Raw genomic sequence first — 26,829 nt, forward strand, 5'->3', positions numbered from 1 at the left:
TCGCAACAGTGCCTGCTGCCTGAACTCCAGGCTGAACTCCTGCCCCTTTCTGCCTGCCTTGCTCTTGGTCATCGTCCACCTCCTATTGCGATAGTTAATCGCTTATAGGGGTGTCCGTGAAACGGGGGCAAGATCATCAATCCTCGCATCACCGCTCGGGCCATGAAGAGTGGATAGCGATTCTCGCTTATGCAATCATCCGGGATGCGACAGCTAGCCGTGGCGCAGCAGCGCACAGAGGCGCGCGAAGCGCTCGTCGTCGAGCCAGGGGCTGTTGCTGATGGCCAGCAGCCGGGCGGCCAGGTCGCGGGCGTGTGGCAGTTCCTCACTGGCCGCCGGCGGCACGCAGGCGCGGTAGCGGGCATAGTCGGGCAGGGCGCGGACGAAAGGCACGGACAGGCCGTTGCCGTCGCCCCAGTGATCGCGCAGCAGGCCGTCGCGGCGCGCGGCGCCGTCGAGCAGCACCAGCAGCACGGGCCAGGTGCCCCGTGCGCCGGCGGGGCTGTCGTGCAGGACCGTGCGCAAGCCGGGCAGCCCGGCCAACTGCGCGGTGCGGCGGTGGGCCCGCGCCTGCGCTTCGGCCAGGAAGGCCGGCAGTCGGCGCAGCGCCTGTACGCCGACCGCGCGGCGCCAGCGGCCGACGCGGTGCAGGGGAATGGCGGGGTCGAAGTCGTCGCCGGCCGCTGCGGTCCAGTCGCCGTGCGCGAGTGCGCTGCGCAGCGGGCGGCGGTAGGCCCAGCTCAGCGCGGACGGACGGTACAGCGCGTGATACCCCAGGAGTTCCACGCTGCGCCGGGCGTCCATCAGGCACCTGGAGAAGGTACCCCCGTGAGTAACGTCGGCGAGTGCGCTGCGGCAGGCGGCTTGCAGCTTCGCATCGCGGGCTACCAGCACGCCTCCTTCGAACAGCGTGAGGCCCTTTCCGACCGCCAGGCTGAAGAAACCGATGTCGCCGGCCAGGCCGACGCTGCGGCCATCGGCCGCGCGCGCGCCGAGGGCCTGGGCCGCGTCCTCGATGACGAAGGCGCCGCACGCGCGGGCGATGGCCAGCGCGGGCGCCAGGTCCACCACGCGGCCGCCCAGGTGCGTGGGCACGATGGCCAGCGTGCGGTCGCCGCACAGCGCGGCGAGGGCCTGCGGATCGAGGTCGAGCGACGAGGGCCGCAGGTCGCAGCAGCGCAGTTGCAGGCCGCAGTGGGCGACGGCGAGCGCGACCAGCGGGCAGGTGTAGGCCGGCACCACGACGGTGTCGCGGCCGGGCGCCAGCCGGCGCAGCGCGGTCAGCGCGGCGACGAAGGCCGCCGTGCCGGAGCAGGCGATCTCGGCCGCGTCGGTGCCGAGGAAGCGCGCGAGCGCGGCGCCCAGGTCGGCGTCGCGCCAGGCCCACAGGTCGCCGGCGCGCGGCGGCAGGCCAGCGGTGGGCGGGACGGTGATGTCAGCCGCGCTGGCCATCGTGGAGCTGGGCGAGCGCGGCCGTGTGTGCCGCTGCGCCGGTACCCGCGTGGCCCGTGGCGTCGGCCGAGGCTTGCGCGTCGTCGCCGGTCTCGCTGATGGCCAGGCAGGCGATGCCGGCCACGATGAGCAGGCCGCCGGCGACCTGGGGCCAGCCGATGGTCTCGCCGAAGACGAGGACCGACACGGCCAGCACCGAGATGATCTCCAGGTGCGATGCGGCGAAGGCCGGGCCGATCGGCGCGCGGCGCAGCAGCGTCATCCAGGTGAAGAAGGCGCCGACGTAGCCGACAAAGGCGCCGTAGATCCAGGGCCGGCCGAACACGCGTGCGATCCAGGCCGGCGACAGCTCCAGCGGCAGCGCCTGCTCGCCCGCGATCTTGAAGCTGACCTGGGCCAGGGTATCGAAGGCCATCAGCACGAGAAAGCCGATGAGGTAGAAGCGCTTCATGCCTTGAGTCCCACGACCGCCACACCGAGCGACACCAGCAGGATGCCGGCCACGCGCATGCGCGAGAGCTTCTCGTCGAACAGCAGCCGGCCCGCGACCATGATGGCCACGATGTTGATGGAGCCGAGCAGCACGCCCTCGGACAGCGGCACGAGCGACAGGAAGGCCAGCCAGAGCAGGAACTCGGCCACGTAGCAGACGATGCCGATCCACAGCCACGGCCGGCGCGCCATCCAGATCCAGCGGGCCAGGCCGTCGCCGGCGCGCGGGTCGGCGGCGGCGGCCTTGAAGGCCAGCTGGCCGCCGCTGTCGACCAGCACGTTGAGCACCCAGAGGGTGATGACCAGCGGCGACAGCGCCGCCGCCGTATCGGCTGCGGGCATGGGGTTACGCGCTGTGCGCCAGGGCGCGCTGCACCGACTGCGCGGCGGCCGGCGCCGCGCGCCGCGGCGCGATGCCGGCCACGCGGCCGACGAAGTCCGCGGTGCGGGCGATGACGGTGCGGCGCTCGCGGTCGATCACGATCAGGTGGTAGCTGTCGTGCAGCACGACCAGTTCGGCCTGCGGCACGCGGCGCACGATGTCCTGCGCGTTGCTGAGCTTCGCCACGTCGTCCTCGGCCGCGTGGATGACCAGGCAGGGCTGCTGGATGCGGCGCAGTTCGTGGTGCAGCACGTCGGCGGCCAGCTTGTGCATCTCGGCCACGGCCCACCACGGGTTGCCCGGCAGGCCGGCGGCGGTGCTGTCACCCGAGTTCATCTGCGCGACGATGCGCGCGCGCAGGGCCTCGTCCTTGATGCCGTAGGGCGGCTGTTCAGTGAAGCAGCCGCGGCGGCCGATGCGCAGGGCCTTGAAGGCGCGCAGCAGGAACGACAGCCGGGTATAGGCCGGCATGCTCCAGCCGTCGTGGCGGAAGATCGGCGCGAGCGCGGCCACGCCGGCGATGCGTTCGGGCTGCCGCGCGGCCAGCCGCAGGGCCAGCAGCGCGCCCATCGACAGGCCCGCCACCAGCACGCGGTCGACCCGTGCGGCCAGGCGCAGCGCGCCGGCCTCGACGCTGGCGTACCAGTCCTGCCAGCGGGTGGCGACCAGGTCGTCCTCGGTGCCGCAGTGGCCGGCGAGCTCGACCGCATAGACGGTGAAGCCGGCGCGATGGAGGCCGCGGCCGAGCGTGCGCATCTCGTTGGGCGTGCCGGTCAGCCCGTGGACCAGCAGCACGCCGGTGCGGCCGGCCTCGCCTTCGCCTTCGAGGAAGAATTCGTTGGCTGTCACGCACACCAACGAATGGGAGCTGGCGGCCATCATGCCGCCACCGCCAGCGCGTGCCCGGTCGCTTCGGCCAGCAGCGGCAGCGCGTCGGCGAAGTTCACGAACGGCGCGTGGACGATGCCGTTGGCGCGGCAGTAGTCGATCAGGCGGTACTTGGCGAGCACGAAGTCGGCCTTGCCGCTCACGCAGAAGTCGGAGGTGCTGTCGCCCACGAACACCACCGGGCCGTGGGCGTTGCGCTGTTCGCCCAGGCGCTCGCACTTGCAGTTGCCGCTGGCGCGCACGCAGGCGCTGCTGGCCCAGGGCGAGTCGAGCCGCCAACTGCGCCCGCCGGTCTGCACCAGGCGGTTGGCGATGACCGGCAGGTGGCCCAGGCCGTGGCGCGCGAGCACGTGGCGGATGGCGAAGTCGATGCCGTCGCTCACCACCGACAGCGGCATGCCCCAGCGCGCTGCAGCGGCGGCGAAGGCCGGGAAGTGCGGGTCGATCGGAAGCATGTCGAGGTGCGCGCGCAGCTCGGCGTCGGACATGTCGAGCAGCGCGACCTGGCCCTTCATGCATTCGCGCGAGCCGATTTCGCCGCGCTCCCAGGCGTCTTCGAGCGCCTGCCAGCCGGGCTTGCCGAAGCGCTGGAGCAGCGTGTCGGTCACGTCGTCGATGCTGATGGTGCCGTCGAAGTCGCATTGCACCGACCAGCCCAGGGGCTGCGCGGGCTGTGCCGCGATCGGGATGACCTGGCCGGGCAGGTGGATGGCGATGGTGGTATCAGTCATGAAGAAAACTCACTCTCACGTTCTGGCCCGGGCGGGCCGTCAGGGCGTTCCTGCCCTGGGATGGGTCGAATTCGAGGACGCACTCAATCACACGCTGCGGGCCGCGCTGGGCGTCGTCCAGCAGGCGGGCGGCGCCGTACAGCGGGCTGATGCGCACCACGCGGGCCGTGGGCAGCGCGGCGCCCGCGGGCGCGTCGCCGTCGGGCACGACGGTGGCGCGCATGCCGGGGCGCACCGCGTCGGCATAGGTTTCGTTGAGTTCGGCGCGCACCACCAGCGGCCGCTTCGGCAGCAGCACCAGCGCTGCCGTGCCGCCGGTGGGCGTGGTGTGTGTGCCGGGCTGGGCCTGCACGCGCACGACGGTGCCGTCCTCGGGCGCGTGCAGCGCAAAGCGGGCGAGCTGCGCGCGGGCCTGGGCCAGCGTGCTGCGGGCCACGGCGGCTTCGGCATCGGCGACGGCGAGTTCGGACTGGGCATCGCGCAGCGCCTGGGCGGATTCATCGCTGCGCTGGGCGTCGGCCGCGCCGGCAGCGGCGGCCTCGCGCAGCCGCGCGGCCGCCGCCTGGAGCGCGGGCAGGCGCTGGGCGCGGGCCTGGCGGCGGGCGGCGGCGAGGCGGGATTCGGCCTCGGCCACGGCCACGTCGGCCTGGGGCCCGGCGGACGACAGGCGCAGCAGCAGCTGGCCGCGGCGCACCGTATCGCCCTCCCGCACGGCCACCTGTTCGACCGTGCCTTCGGCCGCGGGCGAGAGGGCGACCAGGCCGCCCTGCACCTCGACCGTGCCGCGGGCCACGGCGACCTCGCGGCTGGCCGGGTCGGCGAGGGCGGCCACGGCCGCGGGCAGCGGCGTGTGGCGGCCGTCGGAGCAGCCGGCCAACCCCAGCGCCGCCGCCAGCACGGCTGCCATCGCAGGGAGGGGTATATGCCCATACTGGGCATGCAATGCGCGCATCATGGTTCTACAGGGTGGGGTATCTGCGCCGCGGGAGCTGGCGTGCCTGTTGCAGGGCGCCAGTCGCTGCGGATCGCGCCGTCTTCCATGCCGAGCACGCGGTCGGCATGGCGTACCAGCCGCGGGTCGTGGCTGACGCACAGCACCGTGGTGCCGTGGCCGCGGGCGATGCGGTGCAGGATGTCGATGACGCGCTGGCCGTTCTCGGCATCGAGCGCGCTGGTGGGTTCGTCGGCGAACAGCAGCTGCGGCTCCTTGGCCAGCGCGCGGGCGATGGCCACGCGCTGCTTCTCGCCGCCGGAGAGCTGGGCCGGGCGCAGCGCGGCGCGGTGGGCCATGCCCACTTCCTCCAGCGCGGCGAGCGCGCGGCGGGCGCTGGCGCGGTCGTCGATGCCCAGGTAGCCCAGCGGCAGCTGCACCTGCTCCAGCGCGGTCAGCGCCGGGAACAGGTTGAAGCCCTGGAACACGAAGCCGGTGTGGTGCAGGCGGAAGCGCTCCAGCGCGCGGGAGCCCAGCGTGCCGATCTCCTGGCCCAGCGCGCGCACCCGGCCGGATTCGGGCCGCTGCAGGCCCGACAGCAGCGACAGCAGCGTGCTCTTGCCGCAGCCCGAGGGGCCGGAGATCAGCGTCAGCTCGCCGGGCTGGATCGCGAGCGTGAGCCCCTGCAGCACGTGCATGCGCACCACGCCGGTCACGAAGGACTGGTGCAGGTCGACGGCCTCCAGGCTCGGCGGCGTGCTGTGGGAGGCTGCGGTGCGCGGCGATGCGGTGGTGGGATGCGGCATGGCGATGTCGTCCTTCAGCGCAGCAGCAGCGCAGGATCGGCCCGCAGCAGGCCGCGCATGGCCGCCAGCCCCGACAGCAGCGCCAGCGCGCCGACCAGGACCGCGCAGGCCAGCGCCACGGGCCAGTTCATGGCCACCGGCACGCTGTAGGCCGAGGCGGCCGACAGCAGCGCGCTGCTGGCCGCCAGCGCCAGCGCCAGGCCCAGGCCGCCGATCCAGAACGACTGGCCCAGCACCACGCGGCCCAGCGCGGCGCGGCTGGCGCCGAGCGCATTGAGCATCGCATATTCGCGCGCCGATCCGGCCGCCACGGCGGCCAGCGACTGGCTGGTGACCACGGCGCCCACGATGCAGACGATCACCGCCATGAACAGCACGGCCGCGCCGGCGCCGGTGTCGAGCATCCAGTGCAGCTGCGAGCGGCGCGCGAAGTCGTGCGCCGTCCACACGGCGTAGGCGCCGAAACTGCGGCCGGCCGGCGCCAGCCGCGCGGCGGCGGCCCCGGCGTCGGCGCCGGGACGCAGGCGGGCGACATAGTAGGTGGCGCCGGCCGGGGCGTCCGGGCCGCCGATGTCGCGCGCCGTGTCCAGCGAGGCCAGCACGTTGGCGCCGCCCAGGCCGCGCAGGCCGTCGACCACGGCGGCCACGCGCACGCGGTGGCCGTTGATGAAGGCGGTGGAGCCCTCGGCCGCGCCGAGCGTGGTCAGGTCGGCCCGGTCCACGATCACCGCGCCGGGGGCGCGCAGCAGGGCGCGCTGCCAGGGCGCGAGCACCTGCGAGAACAGCAGCGCGTCGCCGCCGGTGCGGATGCCCGAGAGGTAGACCGAGACGCCGCCGGCCGCGGCCGCATCGGCGCTGCCGGTGCGCCAGTCGCCGTCGATCCAGACGTAGGGCTCGACGGCGGTCACGTCGGCGTCCATGCGCAGGCGCATCTCGACGTCGGGGCCGATGGCGCGGCCGAAGTTCACGCTCTGGGTGCCGGGGTAGCCGGCCCAGAGGTCGGCCGACGAGGCGGTCACGTAGACCGCAGCGCTGCCGAAGATGCCCAGCACCAGCGCGGCCTGCACCGCCAGGAGCAGGCCCGAGAAGCCCACGGCCACGACGGCGGGCACGAAGCGCCGCCATTCGTGGACCAGCGTCTTGCGGGCCAGGGCGATCATCGTGCGGCTCCTTCGGCGCTGGCGACGGGGGTGTCTTCCCCGGCCGGCAGCGGTGCGCCGCCGAGCGCCTTGTAGAGCGCGATGAAGGCCAGCGACCGTGCGGCCCGCGCGGTGGCCAGGTCGGCCTCGGCCTGGAGCAGGTCGCGGCGCAGCGGCAGGCCGTCGTATTCGCTCGCGAGGCCGAGCGTTGCGCGGCGGGCCTGGGTGCCGGCCTGGGCGGCGAGCAGGGCGCGGGCCTGGTCGAGCGCGGCGGCGCGCTCGCCCTGGCGGGCCAGCGCGGCGAGGGCGCCGTCGGCCTCGGCCACGCCGTCCTGCACCGCGCGGCGCCAGGCCAGGGTGGCGTTGTCCAGCCCGATCGCGTCGGCGTCGGCCTGGGCGCGGCGGCGGCCCCAGTCGAACAGCGGGATGTCGATCACCGGGCCGAGCGCGGGCTGGTTCTCGGTGCTGTTGCGGCGGTTCTGCGTGAGGTTGTACGAATAGAGCAGGCGGCCCGAGAGCGCGAGGCGCGGGTACAGCTCCGAGCGCGAGATGCCCAAAGCGGCGGCGGCGCGTTCCACGTCGGCTTCGGCGCGCCGGATGTCGGGACGGGTGCGCACCAGGTCGCCCGGCAGCGCATCGACGGTGAAAGCGGCGAGCACCGGGGCGGGCTGGACCGGGCCCTGGGTCCAGGCGGCGTCGGGCGCTGGCCGGCCCAGCAGCACGGCCAGGACCAGCGCGGCGCGGGTGGCGGCCTCGCGCGGCAGCGCTTCCTGGGCATGCGACTGGGCGGCGCGCGCGCGGGCCTGGGCCAGCTCGTCGCTGGTGCCCAGGTGGGTGCGCAGCCGCACCTCGGCCAGTGCCGCGGCGCGGTCGTCGAGGGCGGCGATGCGGCCCGCCAGCGCCTGCTGGGCGCGGGCGGTGCGCAGGTCCAGCCAGTGCCGCGCCACGTCGGCCACCACGGCCACGCGGACGGCCTGCAGCTCGGCCGCGGCGTCCTGGATGCCGGCGGCGCCGGCGCGGCGGGCGGCGTCGGCCGCGCCGAACAGGCCGAACTCCCAGGCCATGTCGATGCTGGCCTGGAAGTAGTTATCGATGGCCGCCACGTCCTGCACCGTGCGGGCGCCGGCGCTGAAGGCCGGGCGGAACTGCGCGTCGGCCCGGCCGGCCTGCAGCCGCGCCTGGCGCAGCCGGCCGGCGGCCTGGGCCAGGTCGAGGTTGCGGGCCAGGGCTTCGTCGACCAGCGCGTCGAGCGCCGGGTCGCCGAACTGCTTCCACCAGGCGCGCAGCACGGGCGCCGCGGCGCTGCCGGCCGGCGCGGGCTGCGACCAGGCGGCCGGCGCGGCGTCGGCCGGCAGCGGGGCCGGCACGGGCGCGGTGCAGCCGGCCGCCAGCAGGACGGCGAGCACGGCGGCGGCGCAGGAGCGGGTGGGCGGGACGGAGCGGATCACGCGGAGGGCAGGGGGCAGGGGCGCAGGCGACAGGGAGGAGACAGTGACAGCAGGTTGCAATTGGGCACCGCCGGGCTTGCGTGGTGGTGCATGGTTCATGGAGATCGCGTGGAGACCGAAGGCTGATCTGTGCCTTGGGGATAATCCTTCGGCCACCCGCTTCGCACCTGCCCATGCCCTCCAACAGCCCTTCCAGCGCGCCGACCGGGGCCCTGGTCCTCGTGGTCGAGGATGAGCCCGGCATCGCCAGCATCCTGACGGCCTACCTCCAGCGCGACGGCCTGCGCAGCCAGCAGGCCGCCGACGGGCTGGAGGCGCTGCGGCTGTTCCGCCGGCTGCGGCCCCACATCGTGCTGCTCGACATCCACCTGCCCGGCATGGACGGCGTGGACGTGCTGCGCGAGATCCGCAACGACGGCCAGACGCCGGTCATCATGGTCACCGCGCTGGCCGACGACGTGGACAAGCTGCTAGGCCTGCGCCTGGGCGCCGACGACTACGTGGTCAAGCCGTTCAGCCCGGCCGAGGTGGTGGCCCGGGTGCGCGCCGTGCTGCGCCGCACCCAGGCGCCGGCGGCCGCGCGGCCGGCCGCGCCGATCCGCGTGGGCCGGCTGGAGATCGACCAGGAAGCGCATGCCGTCCTGGCCTACGACGAGGCCGGCAACAGCACGGCGCTGCCGCTCACGCTGACCGAATTCCGCCTGCTGGCCTGCCTGGCTGCGCAGCCGCGGCGCTGCTTCTCGCGCAGCTACCTCATCGAGCACTGCCTGCCCGAGAGCGACGCGCTCGACCGGGTGATCGACTCCCACCTCTCCAAGCTGCGCCGCAAGCTCCAGCAGGCCGGCCAGGGCGAGCTGATCGAGACGGTGCGCGGCATCGGCTACCGGTTGTGGCCGGAATGAGATGGCATGCATACTGCCAGGGATATGCCGTTGAAGCGGGCGAATGTCAAACGCTATGGGATCATATCCCTGGGGGTATGTGATTGCTGAAGCATGTGCTCGACAAGATCTGGGTGCGCTTCGGCCTCAGTGTGGCGGCCACGGTGCTGGCCACGATGGCGCTGCTGGCGGTCAGCGTCGCGGTGTTCTCCGAATGGCAGTACCGCGACTTCTACCGCACGCTGCCGCAGGCGGTGCAGGTGGAGCTGGACGATCTGGAGGACCGCGACCTGGAGGACAGCCCGCGCGCCATGCAGATCTACGGCCAGTACTGGCGCGGCGACCTGCTGTTCGGCGAGAAGTGGTCGCTGGTCGTCGGCCTCGTGGTCTGCCTGCCGTTCGGTCTGGCCGTGGGCTTCTGGGTGTCGCGGCTGGTGACGCTGCCGGTGGCCTCGGTGGCCGAGGCGGCCACGCGCGTGGCCACCGGCGACTTCAGCGTGCGCGCCCAGGCCGGGCGCTACGGCGGCGAGATGGGCGAGATGGTGCGCCACTTCAACGAGATGACCGACGCGCTCGAAGCCTCCGAGCGCGAGCGCCGGGCCACGGCCGCCTCGATCTCGCACGAGCTGCGCACGCCGCTGGCCGTGCTGCGCGCGCGGCTGCATGCGATCGTCGACGGCGTGATCGAGGCCGACGCGGCCGAGTTCCGCACGCTGCTCGACCAGGTCGAATACCTCGGCCGGCTGGTCGGCGACCTGCACACGCTGTCGATGGCCGACGCCGGGCAGCTCTCGCTGCGCCACGACCATGTCGACCTGGCCGCGCTGGTGCGCGAGGTGGCCGCCAGCCACGCCGCGCGCCTGGCCGACCACGGCATGGCGCTGGAGCTGCAGGCACCCGACCGCGACGGCGCCGCCACGATCGAGGCCGACCCCGACCGCATGCGCCAGATCGTCGTCAACCTGATCGAGAACGCGCTGCGCCATGCGGGTGCCGGCGGCTGGCTTGGCGTGGGCGTGGCGGTGCAGGGCCGCAGCGCGGTGCTCACGGTGAGCGATGCCGGCCCCGGGCTGCCGCAGCGCATGCGGGCGCGGCCGTTCGAGCGCTTCCAGCATGCACCGGGCCAGCGCAGCGAAGGCTCGGGCCTGGGTCTGTCGATCGTGCATGCGCTCACCGTGCGCCAGGGCGGCACGATCGAGGCGGGTGCGTCCGAACGCGGCGGCGCCCGCTTCACCGTCACCTTCCCGCGCGTCCGCTAGCATCGCCGTTGCTGCGCTGCACCATCGGGGCGCTGCCGCGGCACGGTTGAAAGGACGATGCATTGGATTCGGTCGAAGCGCTGCTCACCCACTCCTGGAGCGGCATTCTCGCGGCCGCCGCGCTCGCGCTGGCGGCCTCGCAGGTCGCCTACCGCGTGGGCCGGCTGCTGCTGGGGCGCATGACACAGCACACGCGCATGGGCCAGGCGGTGGTGGGGGCCATCGCGCAGCCGGCGCAGTGGGTGCTGCCGCTGGTGGCGCTGCAGCTGGTCTGGCAGGGCGCGCCCGAGGGGCTGCGCTTCATCGGCAACGTGCGCCATCTCACCGGGCTGCTGCTGATCGGCGCCTTCACCGCGCTGGCGCTGCGCGCGCTGGCCGGCATCGCCGACGGCGTGGTCGCGCGCAACCCGGCCAACGTGCAGGACAACCTGCATGCGCGCCGCATCCAGACCCAGGCCCGGGTGCTGTCGCGCACCGCGCAGTTCGTTGTGCTGGTCGCAGGCGTGTCGTTCATGCTCATGACCTTCCCCGGCGCGCGGCAGGTGGGCGCGAGCCTGCTGGCCTCGGCCGGCGTGGTCGGGCTGGTCGCCGGCATCGCGGCGCGGCCGGTGTTCAGCAACCTGATCGCCGGCCTGCAGATCGCGCTGGCCCAGCCGATCCGCATCGACGACGTGCTGATCGTGCAGGGCGAATGGGGCCGCGTCGAGGAGATCACCGGCACCTACGTGGTGCTGCGCATCTGGGACGACCGGCGGCTGATCATCCCGCTGCAGTGGTTCATCGAGAACCCGTTCCAGAACTGGACGCGCACGAGTTCGGACCTGCTCGGCAGCGTGTTCCTCAACGTCGACTTCGGCCTGCCCCTGGCGCCGCTGCGCGCCGAGCTGGAGCGCATCGTGCCGACCTTTCCCGAATGGGACGGCCGCGTCGTGCTGCTGCAGGTGACCGATGCGACCGAGCGCACGATGCAGCTGCGCGTGCTGGTCACGGCGCAGTCGTCGGGGCTGGCGTTCGACCTGCGCTGCAAGGTGCGCGAAGGGCTCATCGACTTCATCCAGCGCGAATACCCGCAGCACCTGCCCCAGGTGCGCTTCATGCGCTTCGACGGCGAGGGCGGGCCTCAGCCCTCCGTAGCCCAGTACGCCAGCGCCAGCAGCGGCAGCGCGCAGCCCAGCCCCGCAGCCCAGGGCCAGCCGCCGCGCGCATAGGCCCAGCCGCCCAGCGCCGAGCCGAGCGCGCCGCCAAGGAAGAAGGTCGTGAGGTACAGCCCGTTGAGGCGGCTGCGGTGCTCGGCGCCCAGCACGAAGATCGCGCGCAGGCCCAGCGTGACGTTGAACGCCACGGCGAAGTCCAGCAGCAGCGCCGCAGCCACCAGTAGCGGCAGCGCCGGTGCGCCCGGCAGCAGGCCGGGTGCGAAGGCGGCCGCAGCCGCGAGCATCGCCAGCGCCGTCGCAGGCCGGGTCCAGCCCCGGTCGGCCACGCACCCGGCGACCGGCCCGGCCGCGCCGGCCAGGCCGAACAGGGCGAGGCCGCCCTGCGACAGGCCGAACGCCGGCCCGGCGAGCAGCAGCGGCGCGGTCGTCCAGAACAGGCTGAACGCCGCGAACATGCCGGCGTGGTAGAGCGCGCGGCGGCGCAGCATCGGCGTGTGGCGCCACAGCGCGGCCATCGACAGCAGCAGCGCGCCGTAGCGCAGTTGCGCCGCGGGCCGGCGCTCGGGTAGCGCGCGGGAGAGCACCGCCGCCAGCAGCAGCATCGCCGCGGCCGACAGGCCGAACACCAGCCGCCACGAACCGGCCTGCGCGAGCAGGCTGGCCAGCGGCCGCGCCAGCATCACGCCGAGCATCAGCCCGCTCATCACGCTGCCCACCGCCCGCCCGCGCATCTGCGGCGGCGCGAGGTGGGCGGCATAGGGCAGCAGCACCTGCGCGGCGACCGAGCCCAGGCCGATGCCCAGCGATGCGGCCAGAAAGACCGGCGCCTGGCCGGCCGCGCCCGCCAGCGCCAGCGCGGTGGCGGCCAGCGCCAGCAGCGCCAGCGTGAGCCGCCGGTTCTCGACCCGGTCGCCGAGCGGCACGGCCAGCAGCAGCCCCAGACCGTAGCCGAGTTGCGTGAGCGTCACGATCAGCCCCGTCGCCGTGTCCGGCAGGCCCAGGGCCGCGCCGATGGGGCCAGCCAGCGGCTGCGCATAGTAAATGTTGGCCACGGTCAGGCCGCAGGCCGCCGCCAGCAGCAGGATTAGCCGCGGCGAGGGCGGGGTGGTGGAAGGGTTGGACGCGGTCATGGTCGGAATATGGAAACGTTCATGTCCAAATTTCGGAAAAAAAGGAAGGGGAGCGGGTTCAGTCGAGCAGCTTCATCGCGGCATCGGCTACGGCCTGCATCTCGCGCCGGCTGCGGCCCGTCCTGCCGACCACGCGCATGCCTTGCAGCAGGCACAGGAGCAGCCGCGCGGCCGTGTCTGCGTCGAGCGTGGAGGCGATCGAGCCGTCGGCCTGGCCCTCGCGGACGAGGTCGCCCAGCAGGGCCTGGCGGCGCTCCAGCGCCGCGGTGACGCGGCGGGCGGCCTCGGCATCGAGCGTGGCCAGTTCCGCCGCGCCGTTGACCACGAGACAGCCGCGGCGCCCGGCCGCGCCGTGGGAACCGTCGGCGTAGTAGGCGACCGCGATGCGCAGCCGCTCGCGGCCGTTGGCGCCGCGGGCGAGCGCCGCGTGCAGCGCGGCGTCGCCCAGCGCCTTGTAGCGGTCGAAGGCGGCGAGAAAGATGCCGCGCTTGTCCCCGAACGCCTTGTAGAGGCTGCCGGACGTCAGTGCCGTGGCGTCGCTCAGGTCGTCGATGGAGGTGGCGTGGTAGCCACGCTCGCAGTACACGCGGATGGCCCGGTCGAGCGCCGCGTCGATGTCGAACTCGCGCGGCCTCCCGCGGCCTCGCGCGGGAACGGAGACGTCGGTGGCATGCGTGGGGCGCGGCATGCGGCCATTGTAGGAACTATTTGGAAATATGCATTTCCAAAATAGTGAGGCCCCGGCGGGTCAGCGTGCGGCGAGGATTGCCGCGGCCACCTCGGCGAAGCCCGCGCCGCGCTCGGCATCTGCCACGTAGCGCGGCAGCTGCGCCATGCGCGGCACGAAGCGCGCGATGTTGGCCACGCCGATGCTGTGGGCAAAGCGCGCGAACATCGCCTGGTCGTTGGTCGAGTCGCCGACGTAGGCCCAGCGGTCGAGCTGCGCGGCGAGGTCGATGCCCCAGAGCCGGCGCGCGATCCAGCAGGCGCCGCTGAACTTGTCATGAGCGCCGAGCCAGCCGTTGATGTGGATGCTGCTCACCGTGGCATGCAGCCCCTCGTCGCGCAGCACCGCGACCACCGTGTCGATCGCCTGCTGCGGCAGGTGGGCGAACTCGCTGTGGTCGATCGCGATGTCGGTCTCGCGTCCGGTGCTGTCGCGCGCCAGCGTCGCACCCGGCACCTCGCGCAGCACGCGCTGCGCGGCGGCCTGCAGCCGCGCGTAACGGTCGCGGCGCGTGGGCGCGTCGTCGGGGTAGACCTTCTCGATGCCGCCTGCGGCCGTGCGCACCCAGGCCGCGCCGCCGTTCTCGGCCACGATGGCCTCGACCACCAGGTCGCGCGCGAACGGTTCGCTCCAGCCGATCGGCCGGCCGGTGACCGGCACCACGTGCAGGCCGGCCGCGGCGAGATCGGCGATCGCCCGCGTGGCTGCGGGGCCGATGGCACCGTGGTCGGTCAGCGTGTCGTCGATGTCGGTAAATACTCCGGCCAGGTTGGCTCTATCATGTACGGCCCATGCCAGCAATGGCAGCATCAGGGCGGGAGTATCCATTTCGTCAACCCTGCTGGAGCGACAACCCGGCGTGCTCGCGCAGCGGATGGAAGTGGATCTTCGGAAACCGCTCCTGCGCCAGCCGCACGTCGTACGGGCTGGTGCACAGGTAGGCCAGCGTGTCGGCCGCGTCGTGCGCCATGCGCAGCGGGTAGGCGTCGGTGAAGGCGCGCAGGTCGGCCGGGCTGTCGGCGGTGATCCAGCGCGCGCCGGTGTACTGGCAGCCTTCGAGCCGGATGTCGGCGTCGTACTCGGTCTTCAGGCGGTGCTGCACCACCTCGAACTGCAGCTGGCCCACGGCGCCCAGCAGCATCGCGCCGCCGGCGTCGGGCTTGAAGACCTGGATCGCGCCTTCCTCGCCGAGCTGGGCCAGGCCCTGCTGGAGCTGCTGGGTGCGCAGCGGGTTCTTCAGCACCACGGTCATGAACAGTTCGGGCGCGAAGAACGGCAGGCCGGTGAACTGCAGGCTGGCGCCGTCGGTGATCGTGTCGCCGAGCTGCACGCCGCCGTGCGTGGTGAAGCCGATGATGTCGCCCGCGTAGGCCTCTGCGACCGCCTCGCGGCGCTGGCTCATGAAGGTGACGACCGAGGTCGGCCGCAGCTCCTTGGCGGTGCGCTGCACCTTGAGCTTCATGCCCGGCGTGTAGCGGCCCGAGGCCACGCGCACGAAGGCGATGCGGTCGCGGTGGTTGGCGTCCATGTTGGCCTGCACCTTGAAGACCACGCCGGCGAAGCCGCTGTCCTCGGGCTGGATCACCTTCTCGACCGGCTGGCGGTTGACGACGAGATGGCTGGTGCGCGGCCGCGGCGAGGGCGCCAGGTCCACCAGCGCATCGAGCACTTCCATCACGCCGAAGTTGTTCACGCCTGAGCCGAAGAACACTGGCGTCTGCTTGCCGGCCAGGAAGGCCTCGTGGTCCCAGGTGGGGGAGGCGCCCACGGCCAGCTCCATGCTGTCGATGGCGGCGTCGAACTCGCTGCCGAAGCGCGCGCGCAGCGTGTCGACATCGCTCAGCGGGATGGTTTCGAAGTCCTGCGGGCGGCGCTCGCTGCCGGACTCGAACACCGTCATCGCCCGCGTGCGCAGGTTGATGATGCCGCCGAAGCTCTTGCCCTGGCCCACGGGCCAGGTCATCGGCACGCAGGGCATGCCGAGCTCGCGCTCCACCTCGTCGAGGATGTCCAGCGGCTCGCGTACCTCGCGGTCCATCTTGTTGACGAAGGTGATGATCGGCGTGTCGCGCTGGCGGCAGACCTCGATCAGGCGGCGCGTCTGCGCCTCCACGCCGTTGGCCGCGTCGATCACCATCAGGGCCGAGTCGACGGCCGTCAGGACGCGGTAGGTGTCCTCGGAGAAGTCCTTGTGGCCCGGCGTGTCGAGCAGGTTGACCACGTGCTCGCGGTAGGCCATCTGCATCACCGACGACGCCACCGATATGCCGCGCTGCTTCTCGATCTCCATCCAGTCCGACGTGGCATGGCGGCTCGCCTTGCGGCCCTTGACCGCGCCGGCGATCTGGATCGCGCCCGAGAACAGCAGCAGTTTCTCGGTCAGCGTGGTCTTGCCCGCGTCGGGGTGGGAAATGATGCCGAAGGTGCGGCGGCGGCGGGTTTCGTCGAGGAAGGGGGAGGCGGAGGTCACGGGTGGGTCGGGGGCAGGAGAAGGCGCCGCGCGTCGGGAAGGATCGGCAACGCAACCTATTATTGTCGCTGCTTCAGAGCGGCTACAGCAGGGTGCCGCGCCAGACCAGCCGCCCCAACACATTGAGGCTATCCACGGGCCGCACGAACTCCCGGTGCGCGCAGTTGTCCGGCGAAATGCGCACACTGCCGTCAAGTTCGAGCCGCAGGCGGCGCAGCATGATGCGGCCCGTGTCGCGGATGGCATGGATCTTTCCGTCAGAGATAGCGCGGGCCGATGTATCGATCAGAACGACGTCACCGTCCTCCAGCGCCGGTGCCATGCTGTCGCCATCAACCCTGCTCGCTGCCAAGTGCTTGTCGTCCAGACCACGGTTGGCCAGCCAGATGCGGCAGAACGCATGCGTCGTCAGGTCGGCGGTGGGCGCGGCAGCCGGCGGCGCAGTGGCATCGATCAGCGGTAGCAGCGTGAGCGTGCCGGCGACAAGAGGCTCCTCGGCGGCGCTCCCGTGCATGGGCCCGGTGCCGCTGGCCAGCCATTCCACGCGCACGTCCGCAGCCTGGGCCAGGCGTACCAGCACCGTGCGTGTGGGCTCGCCGCCGGCCAGATAGCGGCTCAACCCACTGGCCGAGATTCCTGCGCGCCGGGCCAATTGGCTGGCACTGCCTGCGGCTTGGCAGATCTGAAGCAACCGTTGTCGAAAGTCTCCGTCGCTAGAAGTCATTTGATGTTTTTCATTCGCTATATGCAAATAGGAATTTTGAAGTTTGCGCTATGGAGAATCAATAGTAAAAACGATGTATTGATATGCAAATTTGGCGGTCTCGTTGGTGAGCATCCGCATTAAGTGATGCGTAAGACGGTGTCCGTTTTTTTGCCGTGGGTCATCCCGGTGCTTCTGCTTGCTGCATGGCAGGTGCTGCCGGTCTTTTCTCCGCTGTCTTCTGCGACGTTGCCGCCGCCTAGCCAAGTCCTGAAGGCGGCGTGGGATCTGAGCCGCAGCGGCGATCTGCCGGGCGGCATCCTCGTGAGCCTGCGGCGCATCGGGATCGGCTTCGCCCTCGGTGCTGCTAGCGGGCTTGTGCTGGGCTTTCTGGTTGGCATGTCGCGCACGGCGGAAGGGCTGATCGACCGCAGCCTGCAGATGGTGCGCGTCATTCCCCACTTGGCGCTCGTTCCGTTGATGATCGCGTGGTTTGGCATCGGCGAGGAGCCCAAGATAATCCTCGTGGCGCTGGGCACGCTGTTCCCGGTCTATCTCAACACGGTCAACGGCATCCGGAACGTGGATGGCCGCTTGATCCAGCTGGGCATGTCCTACGGGCTCGGCCGGCTGGCATTGGTGCGCGACATTATCCTGATGGGCGCCATGCCATCGATCCTGACAGGCATCCGGTATGCGCTGGGCGTCGCCTGGCTCACCCTCGTGATCGCCGAAACCATCAATGCCAAGGATGGCGTGGGCTACATCGCTCAGAACGCACGGGAAATGCTACGCAACGACCAGATCATCGTTGCGATCCTCGTCTATGCGCTGGCCGGCCTGCTGGCCGACCAGATCACGCGGACGATCGAGCACCGAGCACTTCGCTGGCATGCCGGTTACCAGACGCAGAGGTCGTGATGGCCGGTGACTTTCCGATCGGCATCCAGGTGAACGGGCTGCGCCACGGCTACGGGCCACGCAGGATTTTCGATGGTCTGGACTTGAGGATCGAACCCGGACAGTTCGTCTCGGTGCTCGGAACCAGCGGCGCGGGCAAGAGCACACTGCTGCGCCTTGTCGCCGGCCTGGAGGCCGCCGACGCCGGAACGGTGCGCCCGCTGGATGATGGCGCTGGCGGCAAGGCTGCAGTGCGTGTGATGTTCCAGGAAGATCGCCTCCTGCCCTGGTGGACGGCCGAGCGCAATGTGCTGCTCGGCCTGCCGACCGACCGGCTGGCGGATGCGCGCCGCCTGCTCGCACAGGTGGGACTGCAGGGGCTGGAGGGCCTGTGGCCAGCGCAGCTCTCGGGGGGGCAGAAGCAGCGCGTCGCGCTAGCCCGGGCGCTCATCCACCAACCGGACTGGCTTCTGCTCGACGAACCTTTCGGTGCGCTCGATGCGTTGACCCGCGTGACCGCGCAGCAACTGCTGGAGCGGCTGTGGCGAGAGTCGCCACGTACCGTGCTCCTGGTCACGCACGATGTCGAAGAGGCGCTGGTGCTGTCGGACCGGGTGATTCTGCTGGGCCGTGGCGGGATTGCCCGCGACATCGCCATCGCGCAGCCGCGCCCCCGCCACCGCAGCGACCAGGGGCTGGCGATGCTCAAGGAGCAGTTGCTCGATAAGCTGGTTTCCGTTCATTCCGAATGACGGCTCGGCAGGTGACTGGTTCCGTCGTTTTCCAACCTCCACTTCTACGAGAAAGCAAACATGTCCGATACATCGGCTCCTTCTTACCCTGTGCCGACGCGGCGGCGGCTCCTGTTTTCGGGCGGCAGCCTGGCCGCCGCGCTGGCGCTGGGTGTTCCTGCGGGCGCAGCTCGGGCTCAGGCAGGCCCGGCATTTCCGAAGGTCATCCATTGGTCGCAGATCGGAGAAGGCAAGACCGAGCCGGCGACTGTGGTCCGCTACGGCCTCGGCAACATCGACGTGGCTGGCCGCCTCCACGGTGCAAAGATTGACTGGAAGCCTGGCTTCCAGGCTTCGCTGCCCGTTGTGGAGGCGATCCGGGCAGGAGCCATCGACTTCTCCTTCCTCACCTCCACCGCGCTGATTTATGCGATCGGTGCCAACGTGCCGCTGGTGCCATTGGTCTCGTATGCCATGCCGCAGGACGAAGTCGACATCCTGGTGTCTGCGGATTCTCCCATCTGATCGGCTGCGGACCTCAAGGGCAGGAAGGTCGCGGACCACCGCGGTACGACCAGCACCTACAGCCTAGTCCGATACCTGGAGACCGCCGGACTCACGCTCAAAGACATTGATTACGTCAACTTGACAGCGCCTGATGCGGAAGCCGCCTTTGCCAACCGGCGCGTGGATGCCTGGATCAGCTGGCAGCCAATGATCGAGCTCGCCAAGCGTCGCCACAAAGCACGCGCGCTGCCCGACGTCAGGACGTACGATTACGCGTTCTTTGTCGCGGGCGAGAAGTTTGCCAAGGACTATCCACAGGCGGCAGCGGCTCTGGCGCGGCTGGTGCGGGACGCAGCACGGTACATTGAGGCGCGGCCCGACGAGGCAGTGCAGAAGTTCGCCGAGCTCGGCGGTGTCGGCTCCGACCCGCTGGAGCGCCAGGTCTACCTCGACATCGTCAAGGCGCACCGGACCTCGTATTCGGGCGCCGAGAAGCTTGATCTGGTGGATGCCACGACCCGGCAGAACGTGCAGAAGCTGGCGGACAGCTTCCATGCGCTCGGCATCTATCCGCAGAAGGTCGGGGTCGCGGATTGGCTTGGCAACAGTCGCGTCGACGGTATCCGCGGTGTACTGGCGGCCGAGCTGAAGGCACGCCCCTGAACGGAGCCACCATGGGAACACGCAACGAAAAGATGAACTTGGCCGCCTTCGTCACGGCCGGGCCCGGTCGCGCCAGCGGCTGGCTTGACCCGCGCGCCGAGCATGGCTGGCTCAGCGCGGCCTATTACCAGAAGATCGGCCGCATCCTCGAGTCCGGCCGGTTCGACCTCGCCTTTTTTCCGGACATCCTGTCCGTGCCCAATCGCTATGCCGGCAGTATTGAGGGGCAAGTCCGCTATGGTGCGCTTGGATCGCTGCGCCTGGACCCAGTGCCGATCCTGTCCAATATCGCGGCCGTCACCGAGCACCTGGGGCTCGCTGCCACCGTGTCGACGAGCTATCAACAGCCTTTCCACGTGGCGCGCAGCTTTGCGACGCGGGACCACATCAGCGCCGGCCGTTCGGCATGGAACATCGTGACTTCGTTCCAGGAAGCCGAAGCCCGGAACTTTGGCCGCACCGACCATTTCTCTCGCGAAGAGCGCTATGCGCGCGCCGACGAGTTCCTGGGAGTGGCCGCCAAGCTCTGGGACAGCTGGGCGGCCGATGCCTTGCAACTGGACCGCGAGCGGGTGCAGTTCGCCGACCCGGACAGGATCCGTGCGATCGACCACCATGGCCGGTGGTTTGACGTGCAGGGCCCGCTCAACGTGCCGCGCCCACCGCAGGGCTGGCCAGTGCTGATCCAGGCCGGCGCCTCGAACGCAGGACGGGATTTTGCGGCGCGTTGGGCCGATGTGATCTTCTGCAGCCACGCCTCGTTCGGATCGGCGCAGGAATTCTACGGCGACGTGAAGGCCCGCGCCGTGCGGCATGGCCGCCAAGCCGGGGACATTCGCATCCTGCCCGACATCACCCCGGTGATCGGCCGGACCAGCGAGGAGGCGCAGCAGCGCAAGGCACGGCTTGCCGAACTCGTGCCGGATGTTGCCGGCCTCTCCACGCTGGCTTACCACCTGGACATTGACCTGTCGCAGTTCCCGCTGGATGAATATCTGCCTTCGCTCGCCAACCCGAGCATCGTTGGCCACTATGAAGAGGTCGTGGAGATCACCCGCCGCGAAGGTCTCACGCTGCGGCAGCTGGGCAAGCAGTACGGCGGCCGTACAGAGGGCAACTTCATCGGAACCGCGCCGGAGATCGCAGACGGGCTGGAGCGATGGTTCAACGAAGGGGCGGCGGACGGCTTCACGGTCACGGCGACGGACCAACCTGGCGCTTTCGAGGAGTTCGCCTCGGAGGTCGTGCCCGAACTGCAACGCAGGGGCCTGCTGCGCACCGACTACGAGGGCCGCACCCTGCGCGACAATCTGGGCCTTGCCGTTCCGCAACCAGGTGCCTGGCGCGAACGCGTCTCTCGCGAGCGTTGAGCCATGCCCGCAGTCAGGCTTGGCGCTACGCTGCAGGCGGGGCGTTTCATCGCATCGGCGCGCGACCACCACCTCGTGGCTGATGCCACCGCGGTGCGTGGCGGGCCGGGCGAGAGCTGGGCCGCCGCCGAGTTACTGCTAGCTGGCTTGGCGACCTGCGCGGCCGCCTTGGTGCAGTCTGCGGCGGCGAGCGACGGTGTGCGGAATCTGCAAGTGGCGGTGCATGCCCAATCCGAGGCGCATGCGGATGAAAGCTGGCGCTATGAGCGTATCGGCCTGGAATTCGGGATTGAAGAAGCCATGGCCGCGCAGACTCACGTGTGGGTCGGGGAGTTCCAGCGCGTGTGTCCGATCTATAACACCCTGGCGCTAGGTACCCGGATCGAAGTGGCGATCAACGGTGTTCCCGTTCGTTGATCCGGGCACGGCCGCGCGGGAAGTCCTCAGCCTTGCCCCCACCTTGGACCTTCAACCGGATTGCGGTAACTTCCCAACCCTTGGTCCGCAGGTGGGCTGCCAGCGCGGGCAGCAGCTGGCGCACCTTGGCGGCCGCCGCATTGCTGTCGACCAGCAGGCACCACGAGGTGCCCTCGATCGGCCCGGCCTGCAGCCGGGGCCGCAGCAGCGGCGGAATCAGACCTTCCACCGCGCGCAGGCGTTCCTTCGAATCCCGGGTCAGTTCCACTAGGCGCGCCAGCGTCGGCGATTCCTCGCTGGCCTGCTGGAGGGTGATGGCATGGTGGCGACGTTGCATGGAACCGGAAAGGATGGAAGACGCTGACGCGGCGGCGCGATGAAGGACGAGCTGACTGGAGCGACGACGGCAACGCACCTGATTATCGCGGACACCTGGCTCGGCAAGAGCGCTCCCGTTACCCTGATCGGCCCACGCCAGCTGGCCGCAGCGATGGCGTTCGTGCTGGTGACCCTGCTGATGGCAGGTACGGTCTCGCGCTGGAGCGGCGCGGGCCGGCTGGCCGGCGTTGTCCGCGATGTCTGCCGGCGAGGCCGAGGACGCGCAGCGCGAGCGCTTTCTGCGCGAGCACCTCGACGCGGTGACCCGCAACGTCGGCGAGATGCAAGCAAAAGGTGATGCAGCCGGAGTCGCTTGGCGAACGCCTTCGGATCTGGCCGGTATGAATCCGGCCGATTTCTGCCGCCTACCGGGGCAGCCGGTCTCGGGCCGGCCAGCCACCGTCGAGGAGTTGCCGGCCACGCTGGCCGACCTGTAGGCGCTGACCTCGCAGCGGATGGACCTGCTGACGGCGATGGAGTCGGACCTCATGGGCCAGAAACTGCGGACCATGCTCGTGCCGTCGCAGCAGCCGGTGCCCGGCCGGCTGCTGGGCTCGCCCTTCGGCTGGCGCATCGATCCGCTGCCCGGCTGCTCGACCCTGCACACCGGGCCGGGCTTCCAGGCCGAGGCCGGCACGGCCATCCTGGCCGCGGCCGCGGCATCGTGGTCGCGCAGGAACGGCACCCGGCCTGCGGCGATCGGTACGACGCGGCCGGAAGATCGCCGAGGCGGACACCACCGGCCGATCCACCGTGCCGCACCTGCATTTTGAGGTGCCGGTGCAGGGCCCGCCGCAGGATTCCGCGCGCCTTCCCGGACACCCGCCGCGGCAAGGGTGCGCCGGTGCCGGCGGCGCAAGCCCCCGCCTCAGGCCAGGTGCATGCCGGCAGCATCCCTCCAGGCATCACGGTGCGCAGGTAAACTCCCCGGTTTGGCCGCGGCAGGCCAGGGGCCGTGCGGTGTGCGGCCCGTGCGCGCCGCGGCTGGCTGATCACAAAACCCTTATTCAGGAATTTCGGTCGCCCCGTGCGAGGCCGCCCCCGCCCACCGTCCCGGTGGGCATGGATGCCACCGCGGTGGCGGCGCGGTATGGACGCATGGCCACCAACTTCCTCACCAAACTCTTCGGCAGCCGCAACGACCGGCTCCTCAAGCAGTACCGCAAGACGGTCGCGCGCATCAATGCGCTGGAGCCCGAGTACGAACAGCTGACCGACGAGGCGCTGCGCGGCAAGACGCAGGAGTTCAAGGACCGCATCGCCGCGGGCGAAACGCTCGACGCCCTGCTGCCCGAGGCCTTCGCCGTCGTGCGGGAGGGCTCCAAGCGTGTTCTGAAGCTGCGCTACTTCGACGTGCAACTGCTCGGCGGCATCGCGCTGCACCAGGGCAAGATCGCCGAGATGCGCACCGGCGAGGGCAAGACGCTCACGAGTACGCTGCCGGTCTACCTGAACGCGCTGGTCGGCAAGGGCGTGCACGTGATCACGGTCAACGACTACCTGGCCAGCCGCGACGCCACCGCGATGGGCCGGCTCTACAACTTCCTGGGCCTGACCGTCGGCGTCAACCTGCCGCAGGCGCCGCGCGAGGACAAGCAGGCCGCCTACGGCGCCGACGTCACCTACGGCACCAACAACGAGTACGGCTTCGACTACCTGCGCGACAACATGGTCTACGAGGCCGCCGACCGGGTGCAGCGCGGCCTGCACTACGCCATCGTCGACGAAGTGGACTCGATCCTGATCGACGAGGCCCGCACGCCGCTGATCATCAGCGGCCAGGCCGAGGACCACACGGCGCTCTACCTCGCGATCAACCAGGTCGCGCCGCTGCTGGTGCGCCAGGAGGGCGAGGCCGATCCGCGCACCGGCGAGGGCGTCACGAAGCCGGGCGACTTCACGGTGGACGAGAAGAGCCACCAGGTCTTCCTGACCGAGCAGGGCCACGAGACGGCCGAGCGCCTGCTGTCGGCCAACGGCCTGCTGCCGGCCGGCGCCTCGCTCTACGACCCGTCCCACATCACGCTGGTGCACCACCTGTACGCCGCGCTGCGGGCGCACAACCTCTACCACCGCGATCAGCACTACGTGGTGCAGAACGGCGAGATCGTCATCGTCGACGAGTTCACCGGCCGCCTGATGGCCGGCCGCCGCTGGAGCGAGGGCCTGCACCAGGCCGTGGAGGCCAAGGAGGGCGTGGAGATCCAGGCCGAGAACCAGACGCTGGCCTCGATCACCTTCCAGAACTACTTCCGCCTCTACGGCAAGCTCTCGGGCATGACTGGCACGGCCGACACCGAAGCCTACGAGTTCCAGGAGATCTACGGGCTGGAGACGGTCGTGATCCCGCCCAACAAGCCGAGCCGCCGCGAGGACCAGCTCGACCGCGTCTACAAGACCACACGCGAGAAGTACGAGGCGGCCATCGCCGACATCCGCGAATGCCACGAGCGCGGCCAGCCGGTGCTGGTGGGCACGACCTCGATCGAGAACTCCGAGATCATCGACCAGCTGCTCAACCAGGCCGGCCTGCCGCACCAGGTGCTCAACGCCAAGCAGCACGCCCGCGAGGCCGACATCATCGCCCAGGCCGGCAGCCTCGGCGTGATCACCATCGCGACCAACATGGCCGGCCGCGGCACCGACATCGTGCTCGGCGGCAACATCGAAAAAGCCATCGCCGCGATCGAGGAGGACGCCGCGCTGTCCGACGCCGACCGCCAGGCCCGCATCGCCGCGCTGCGCGAGAAGTGGCGGCAGGACCACGAGAAGGTCAAGGCCCTGGGCGGCCTGCGCATCATCGCCACCGAGCGCCACGAGTCGCGCCGCATCGACAACCAGCTGCGCGGCCGCTCGGGCCGCCAGGGCGACCCGGGCTCCTCGCGCTTCTACCTGAGCCTGGACGACGCGCTCATGCGCATCTTCGCGGGCGACCGCGTCAAGGCCATCATGGAGCGCCTGAAGATGCCCGACGGCGAGGCGATCGAGGCCGGCATCGTCACCCGCAGCATCGAGAGCGCGCAGCGCAAGGTCGAGGCCCGCAACTTCGACATCCGCAAGCAGCTGCTCGAATACGACGACGTGGCCAACGACCAGCGCAAGGTCATCTACCAGCAGAGGAACGAGATTCTCGACGCCGCGAGCCTCGACGACGTGATCGCCGGCATGCGCGCCTCGGCCCTGACCGACGTGGTGCGCGCCTACGTGCCGGCCGAATCGGTCGAGGAGCAGTGGGACATCGCCGGCCTGGAGAAGACGCTGGCCGAGGAGTGGCACCTGGAGGTGCCGCTGACCGCCCAGGTGCAGGGCGCCAGCAGCCTGACCGACGACGACATTCTCGAAGCGGTGGTGCAGGCCGGCAAGGCGCAGTTCGACGCCAAGGTCGCGCTGGTCGGCGGCGAGAACTTCACCCAGTTCGAGCGCGCCGTGCTGCTGCAGAACTTCGACTCCAGCTGGCGCGACCACCTCGCCGCGCTCGACTACCTGCGCCAGGGCATCCACCTGCGCGGCTACGCGCAGAAGCAGCCCAAGCAGGAATACAAGCGCGAGGCCTTCGAACTGTTCCGCCAGCTCATCGACCGCGTGAAGAACGACGTCACCCGCGTGCTGCTGACGGTGCGCGTGCAGACCGGCGAGCAGGCAGAGGAGGCCGCCCATTCGTACGAGGAGCGCGCGAGCCACGTCACCAACGTGAGCTACACCGCGCCCACCGAGACCGGCGAGGCCGAGACCACGTGGTCCGGCACGCCGGCGGAGGCCGCGATCGCCGCGGCCGCCGTTGGCGCCGTCCCCGCCCTGCCCGAAGGTGCGCGCGTCGGCCGCAACGATCCGTGCCCCTGCGGCAGCGGCCTGAAGTTCAAGAACTGTCACGGGCGGTTGAACTAGGGAAGGGAAAATCAGGGTCTGGCGTCCGAGGACGGAGCCGTGGGACATTCCCTCGCCCCCAGCCCCAGCCTTTAGTCCCCAGCCTTTAGTAGTTCCCAGCTCCCAGCCTCTTCAGGATCTCTCCATGCCCGTCAACCTCAGCGCCCCCGACGCCGCCGCGCTGCTGCCGATCGCCGGCGTGCGCATCGGCGTGGCCGAAGCCGGCATCCGCAAGGCCCACCGCAAGGACCTGACCGTCTTCCTGTTCGACGAGGGCACGGCCGTGGCCGGCGTCTTCACCCGCAACCGCTTCTGCGCCGCGCCGGTGCAGGTCGCGCGCGAGCACCTGGCAGGCGGCGCCGCGATCCGCGGCCTGGTCGTCAACACCGGCAATGCCAATGCCGGCACCGGCGCCGACGGCTTGGCCCGCGCGCGCGCGATGGCTGCGGCGCTGGCGCGCGGCATCGGCGTCGCGCCCGGGCAGGTGCTGCCGTTCTCGACCGGCGTGATCATGGAGCCGCTGCCGGTCGACCGCATCGAGGCCGCCCTGCCCGCAGCCATCGCCGACGCGGCCGGCAACCACTGGGCCCGCGCGGCCGAAGGCATCATGACCACCGACACCGTGCCCAAGGCCGCCAGCGCCAGCGCGCAGGTCGGCGGCGCCACGGTCGCCATCACCGGCATCAGCAAGGGCGCCGGCATGATCCGCCCGAACATGGCGACCATGCTCGGCTTCCTCGCAACCGACGCGAAGGTCGCTCCGGCGCTGCTGCCGCAGCTCGCGCGCGAGCTGGCCGAAGGCTCGTTCAACCGCATCACGATCGACGGCGACACCTCGACCAACGATTCGTTCGTCGTCATCGCCACCGACAAGGCGGACAACCCGCAAGTCGAGTCGCTCGACAGTCCCGAAGGCCAGGCCCTGCGCGACGCGCTGCTCGGCGTGGCCCGCCGGCTGGCCCAGGCCATCGTGCGCGACGGCGAGGGTGCGACCAAGTTCATCACGGTGCAGGTCGAAGGCGCGAAGACCGCAGCCGAGGCTCGGCAGGTGGCCTATGCGATCGCCCATTCGCCGCTCGTGAAGACCGCGTTCTACGCGAGCGACCCGAACCTCGGCCGCATCCTCGCAGCCGTCGGCTATGCCGGCATCGACGACCTCGACCAGACCGCCATCGACCTCTACCTCGACGACGTGCACGTCGCCGTCCACGGCGGCCGCAATCCCTCGTACCGCGAGGAGGACGGCCAGCGCGTCATGCAGCACAGCGAGATCACCGTGCGCGTGGTGCTCGGCCGCGGCAGCGCGGCCGACACCGTCTGGACCTGCGACCTGAGCCACGACTACGTGAGCATCAACGCCGATTACCGTTCCTGAAAGCCAAGGGGTATAGACCGCAGGCCCTTGT

At 70.8% G+C, this 26,829-nt stretch carries 27 protein-coding genes and 1 pseudogene; 13 read left to right on the top strand and 15 right to left on the bottom strand.

What is annotated here, in order from left to right; all coding sequences use genetic code 11:
• Positions 1-213: 213 nt before the first annotated feature.
• From GAK38_RS08045 to GAK38_RS08085, 9 genes are read right to left on the bottom strand one after another with little or no spacing between them, the layout of a single operon-like run.
• Positions 214-1,452, bottom strand: a complete 1,239-nt coding sequence (locus GAK38_RS08045; RefSeq protein WP_325343042.1) for a DegT/DnrJ/EryC1/StrS family aminotransferase — start codon at positions 1,450-1,452, stop codon at positions 214-216.
• The gene (locus tag GAK38_RS08050; protein WP_325343044.1) at positions 1,436-1,903 is read right to left on the bottom strand and encodes a DMT family transporter; all 468 of its coding nucleotides are present in this window, start codon (positions 1,901-1,903) and stop codon (positions 1,436-1,438) included. The genes GAK38_RS08045 and GAK38_RS08050 overlap by 17 nt, the downstream gene beginning before the upstream one ends.
• On the bottom strand, positions 1,900-2,286 hold the full coding sequence (locus GAK38_RS08055; RefSeq protein WP_325343046.1) for an EamA family transporter: 387 nt from the start codon (positions 2,284-2,286) through the stop codon (positions 1,900-1,902). The genes GAK38_RS08050 and GAK38_RS08055 overlap by 4 nt, the downstream gene beginning before the upstream one ends.
• A gap of 4 nt (positions 2,287-2,290) precedes the next feature.
• A complete protein-coding gene (locus tag GAK38_RS08060; protein WP_325343048.1) occupies positions 2,291-3,175 on the bottom strand; it encodes an alpha/beta hydrolase in 885 nt (294 codons plus the stop codon).
• 29 nt (positions 3,176-3,204) lie between these two features.
• Positions 3,205-3,945: an MtnX-like HAD-IB family phosphatase gene (locus GAK38_RS08065; RefSeq protein ID WP_325343049.1), complete on the bottom strand. Its 741-nt coding sequence runs from the start codon at positions 3,943-3,945 to the stop codon at positions 3,205-3,207.
• Positions 3,938-4,852 (bottom strand): efflux RND transporter periplasmic adaptor subunit, encoded by a 915-nt coding sequence (locus tag GAK38_RS08070; RefSeq protein WP_325343051.1) that lies wholly within the window; start codon positions 4,850-4,852, stop codon positions 3,938-3,940. The genes GAK38_RS08065 and GAK38_RS08070 overlap by 8 nt, the downstream gene beginning before the upstream one ends.
• Positions 4,853-4,896: 44 nt before the next feature.
• The gene (locus tag GAK38_RS08075) at positions 4,897-5,682 is read right to left on the bottom strand and encodes an ABC transporter ATP-binding protein (RefSeq protein WP_325343053.1); all 786 of its coding nucleotides are present in this window, start codon (positions 5,680-5,682) and stop codon (positions 4,897-4,899) included.
• 14 nt (positions 5,683-5,696) lie between these two features.
• The gene (locus GAK38_RS08080; protein ID WP_325343055.1) at positions 5,697-6,842 is read right to left on the bottom strand and encodes an FtsX-like permease family protein; all 1,146 of its coding nucleotides are present in this window, start codon (positions 6,840-6,842) and stop codon (positions 5,697-5,699) included.
• Positions 6,839-8,269, bottom strand: coding sequence for a TolC family protein (locus GAK38_RS08085; protein WP_325343057.1), 1,431 nt, complete (start codon positions 8,267-8,269; stop codon positions 6,839-6,841). Before GAK38_RS08085 ends, GAK38_RS08080 begins: the two co-directional genes overlap by 4 nt.
• Before the next feature lie 173 nt (positions 8,270-8,442).
• Between GAK38_RS08085 and GAK38_RS08090 the strand changes: the two genes are divergently transcribed.
• The 3 genes from GAK38_RS08090 to GAK38_RS08100 all read left to right on the top strand — a co-directional run bounded on the left by GAK38_RS08090 (position 8,443) and on the right by GAK38_RS08100 (position 11,617).
• Positions 8,443-9,171, top strand: a complete 729-nt coding sequence (locus GAK38_RS08090; protein ID WP_325343059.1) for a response regulator — start codon at positions 8,443-8,445, stop codon at positions 9,169-9,171.
• 155 nt (positions 9,172-9,326) lie between these two features.
• Positions 9,327-10,409: an ATP-binding protein gene (locus GAK38_RS08095; RefSeq protein ID WP_443089177.1), complete on the top strand. Its 1,083-nt coding sequence runs from the start codon at positions 9,327-9,329 to the stop codon at positions 10,407-10,409.
• Positions 10,410-10,471: 62 nt separating this feature from the next.
• Positions 10,472-11,617 carry a mechanosensitive ion channel family protein gene (locus GAK38_RS08100; protein WP_325343061.1) on the top strand — a complete coding sequence of 382 codons (1,146 nt, stop codon included), beginning with the start codon at positions 10,472-10,474 and terminating at the stop codon, positions 11,615-11,617.
• Here GAK38_RS08100 and GAK38_RS08105 read toward each other — a convergent pair.
• From GAK38_RS08105 to GAK38_RS08125, 5 genes are all read right to left on the bottom strand, one after another.
• Positions 11,530-12,693, bottom strand: a complete 1,164-nt coding sequence (locus GAK38_RS08105) for an MFS transporter (protein WP_325343063.1) — start codon at positions 12,691-12,693, stop codon at positions 11,530-11,532. The genes GAK38_RS08100 and GAK38_RS08105 overlap by 88 nt on opposite strands.
• A 58-nt stretch (positions 12,694-12,751) precedes the next feature.
• Positions 12,752-13,381 carry a TetR/AcrR family transcriptional regulator gene (locus GAK38_RS08110; RefSeq protein WP_325343065.1) on the bottom strand — a complete coding sequence of 210 codons (630 nt, stop codon included), beginning with the start codon at positions 13,379-13,381 and terminating at the stop codon, positions 12,752-12,754.
• A 60-nt stretch (positions 13,382-13,441) separates the two neighbouring features.
• Entirely contained in the window at positions 13,442-14,248 is an 807-nt protein-coding gene (locus tag GAK38_RS08115) for an HAD-IIB family hydrolase (RefSeq protein ID WP_325343067.1), read from the bottom strand.
• 4 nt (positions 14,249-14,252) lie between these two features.
• Positions 14,253-15,890: a peptide chain release factor 3 gene (locus tag GAK38_RS08120; protein ID WP_325343069.1), complete on the bottom strand. Its 1,638-nt coding sequence runs from the start codon at positions 15,888-15,890 to the stop codon at positions 14,253-14,255.
• A gap of 82 nt (positions 15,891-15,972) precedes the next feature.
• On the bottom strand, positions 15,973-16,614 hold the full coding sequence (locus GAK38_RS08125; protein WP_325343071.1) for an XRE family transcriptional regulator: 642 nt from the start codon (positions 16,612-16,614) through the stop codon (positions 15,973-15,975).
• A 126-nt stretch (positions 16,615-16,740) separates the two neighbouring features.
• Here GAK38_RS08125 and GAK38_RS08130 point away from each other — a divergent pair, with 126 nt between their 5' ends.
• The 6 genes and pseudogenes from GAK38_RS08130 (at position 16,741) to GAK38_RS08155 (ending at position 21,181) form a co-directional block, all read left to right on the top strand.
• Positions 16,741-17,514 carry an ABC transporter permease subunit gene (locus GAK38_RS08130; RefSeq protein WP_325343073.1) on the top strand — a complete coding sequence of 258 codons (774 nt, stop codon included), beginning with the start codon at positions 16,741-16,743 and terminating at the stop codon, positions 17,512-17,514.
• Positions 17,514-18,245 (top strand): ABC transporter ATP-binding protein, encoded by a 732-nt coding sequence (locus GAK38_RS08135; RefSeq protein WP_325343075.1) that lies wholly within the window; start codon positions 17,514-17,516, stop codon positions 18,243-18,245. Before GAK38_RS08130 ends, GAK38_RS08135 begins: the two co-directional genes overlap by 1 nt.
• Positions 18,246-18,305: 60 nt before the next feature.
• Complete coding sequence (locus GAK38_RS08140; RefSeq protein WP_325343077.1) at positions 18,306-18,749, top strand: hypothetical protein; 444 nt, start codon at positions 18,306-18,308, stop codon at positions 18,747-18,749.
• Between the two features lie 12 nt (positions 18,750-18,761).
• A pseudogene (locus tag GAK38_RS08145) lies at positions 18,762-19,394 on the top strand (ABC transporter substrate-binding protein); the annotation flags it as partial.
• Between the two features lie 11 nt (positions 19,395-19,405).
• The gene (locus GAK38_RS08150) at positions 19,406-20,764 is read left to right on the top strand and encodes an LLM class flavin-dependent oxidoreductase (protein ID WP_325343079.1); all 1,359 of its coding nucleotides are present in this window, start codon (positions 19,406-19,408) and stop codon (positions 20,762-20,764) included.
• Between the two features lie 3 nt (positions 20,765-20,767).
• Positions 20,768-21,181, top strand: a complete 414-nt coding sequence (locus GAK38_RS08155; protein ID WP_325343081.1) for an OsmC family protein — start codon at positions 20,768-20,770, stop codon at positions 21,179-21,181.
• Here GAK38_RS08155 and GAK38_RS08160 read toward each other — a convergent pair.
• On the bottom strand, positions 21,159-21,518 hold the full coding sequence (locus tag GAK38_RS08160) for a hypothetical protein (protein ID WP_325343083.1): 360 nt from the start codon (positions 21,516-21,518) through the stop codon (positions 21,159-21,161). The genes GAK38_RS08155 and GAK38_RS08160 overlap by 23 nt on opposite strands.
• A gap of 238 nt (positions 21,519-21,756) precedes the next feature.
• Between GAK38_RS08160 and GAK38_RS08165 the strand changes: the two genes are divergently transcribed.
• From GAK38_RS08165 to argJ, 4 genes are all read left to right on the top strand, one after another.
• Entirely contained in the window at positions 21,757-21,996 is a 240-nt protein-coding gene (locus GAK38_RS08165) for a hypothetical protein (RefSeq protein WP_325343085.1), read from the top strand.
• Between the two features lie 18 nt (positions 21,997-22,014).
• Positions 22,015-22,332, top strand: a complete 318-nt coding sequence (locus GAK38_RS08170) for a hypothetical protein (RefSeq protein ID WP_325343087.1) — start codon at positions 22,015-22,017, stop codon at positions 22,330-22,332.
• A 325-nt stretch (positions 22,333-22,657) separates the two neighbouring features.
• A complete protein-coding gene (secA, locus tag GAK38_RS08175) occupies positions 22,658-25,444 on the top strand; it encodes a preprotein translocase subunit SecA (RefSeq protein ID WP_325343089.1) in 2,787 nt (928 codons plus the stop codon).
• Between the two features lie 124 nt (positions 25,445-25,568).
• Positions 25,569-26,798, top strand: coding sequence for a bifunctional glutamate N-acetyltransferase/amino-acid acetyltransferase ArgJ (gene argJ, locus GAK38_RS08180; protein WP_325343091.1), 1,230 nt, complete (start codon positions 25,569-25,571; stop codon positions 26,796-26,798).
• The last annotated feature ends 31 nt before the right edge of the window (positions 26,799-26,829 follow it).

It is taken from the genome of Xylophilus sp., from assembly GCA_009914555.1.
Classification (GTDB): Bacteria; Pseudomonadota; Gammaproteobacteria; order Burkholderiales; family Burkholderiaceae_C; genus WNDY01.

What these genes read in the sequence shown, in the direction of transcription:
- GAK38_RS08160 (WP_325343083.1), bottom strand. Translation starts at nt 21,518, where the DNA reads ATGCAACGTCGCCACCATGCCATCACCCTCCAGCAGGCCAGCGAGGAA.
- GAK38_RS08165 (WP_325343085.1), top strand. Translation starts at nt 21,757, where the DNA reads ATGTCTGCCGGCGAGGCCGAGGACGCGCAGCGCGAGCGCTTTCTGCGC.
- GAK38_RS08045 (WP_325343042.1), bottom strand. Translation starts at nt 1,452, where the DNA reads ATGGCCAGCGCGGCTGACATCACCGTCCCGCCCACCGCTGGCCTGCCG.
- GAK38_RS08065 (WP_325343049.1), bottom strand. Translation starts at nt 3,945, where the DNA reads ATGACTGATACCACCATCGCCATCCACCTGCCCGGCCAGGTCATCCCG.
- GAK38_RS08055 (WP_325343046.1), bottom strand. Translation starts at nt 2,286, where the DNA reads ATGCCCGCAGCCGATACGGCGGCGGCGCTGTCGCCGCTGGTCATCACC.
- GAK38_RS08170 (WP_325343087.1), top strand. Translation starts at nt 22,015, where the DNA reads ATGGACCTGCTGACGGCGATGGAGTCGGACCTCATGGGCCAGAAACTG.
- GAK38_RS08115 (WP_325343067.1), bottom strand. Translation starts at nt 14,248, where the DNA reads ATGGATACTCCCGCCCTGATGCTGCCATTGCTGGCATGGGCCGTACAT.
- GAK38_RS08075 (WP_325343053.1), bottom strand. Translation starts at nt 5,682, where the DNA reads ATGCCGCATCCCACCACCGCATCGCCGCGCACCGCAGCCTCCCACAGC.
- GAK38_RS08070 (WP_325343051.1), bottom strand. Translation starts at nt 4,852, where the DNA reads ATGGCAGCCGTGCTGGCGGCGGCGCTGGGGTTGGCCGGCTGCTCCGAC.
- argJ (WP_325343091.1), top strand. Translation starts at nt 25,569, where the DNA reads ATGCCCGTCAACCTCAGCGCCCCCGACGCCGCCGCGCTGCTGCCGATC.
- secA (WP_325343089.1), top strand. Translation starts at nt 22,658, where the DNA reads ATGGCCACCAACTTCCTCACCAAACTCTTCGGCAGCCGCAACGACCGG.
- GAK38_RS08080 (WP_325343055.1), bottom strand. Translation starts at nt 6,842, where the DNA reads ATGATCGCCCTGGCCCGCAAGACGCTGGTCCACGAATGGCGGCGCTTC.
- GAK38_RS08155 (WP_325343081.1), top strand. Translation starts at nt 20,768, where the DNA reads ATGCCCGCAGTCAGGCTTGGCGCTACGCTGCAGGCGGGGCGTTTCATC.
- GAK38_RS08130 (WP_325343073.1), top strand. Translation starts at nt 16,741, where the DNA reads ATGCGTAAGACGGTGTCCGTTTTTTTGCCGTGGGTCATCCCGGTGCTT.
- GAK38_RS08110 (WP_325343065.1), bottom strand. Translation starts at nt 13,381, where the DNA reads ATGCCGCGCCCCACGCATGCCACCGACGTCTCCGTTCCCGCGCGAGGC.
- GAK38_RS08090 (WP_325343059.1), top strand. Translation starts at nt 8,443, where the DNA reads ATGCCCTCCAACAGCCCTTCCAGCGCGCCGACCGGGGCCCTGGTCCTC.
- GAK38_RS08150 (WP_325343079.1), top strand. Translation starts at nt 19,406, where the DNA reads ATGGGAACACGCAACGAAAAGATGAACTTGGCCGCCTTCGTCACGGCC.
- GAK38_RS08125 (WP_325343071.1), bottom strand. Translation starts at nt 16,614, where the DNA reads ATGACTTCTAGCGACGGAGACTTTCGACAACGGTTGCTTCAGATCTGC.
- GAK38_RS08050 (WP_325343044.1), bottom strand. Translation starts at nt 1,903, where the DNA reads ATGAAGCGCTTCTACCTCATCGGCTTTCTCGTGCTGATGGCCTTCGAT.
- GAK38_RS08095 (WP_443089177.1), top strand. Translation starts at nt 9,327, where the DNA reads ATGGCGCTGCTGGCGGTCAGCGTCGCGGTGTTCTCCGAATGGCAGTAC.
- GAK38_RS08105 (WP_325343063.1), bottom strand. Translation starts at nt 12,693, where the DNA reads ATGACCGCGTCCAACCCTTCCACCACCCCGCCCTCGCCGCGGCTAATC.
- GAK38_RS08140 (WP_325343077.1), top strand. Translation starts at nt 18,306, where the DNA reads ATGTCCGATACATCGGCTCCTTCTTACCCTGTGCCGACGCGGCGGCGG.
- GAK38_RS08135 (WP_325343075.1), top strand. Translation starts at nt 17,514, where the DNA reads ATGGCCGGTGACTTTCCGATCGGCATCCAGGTGAACGGGCTGCGCCAC.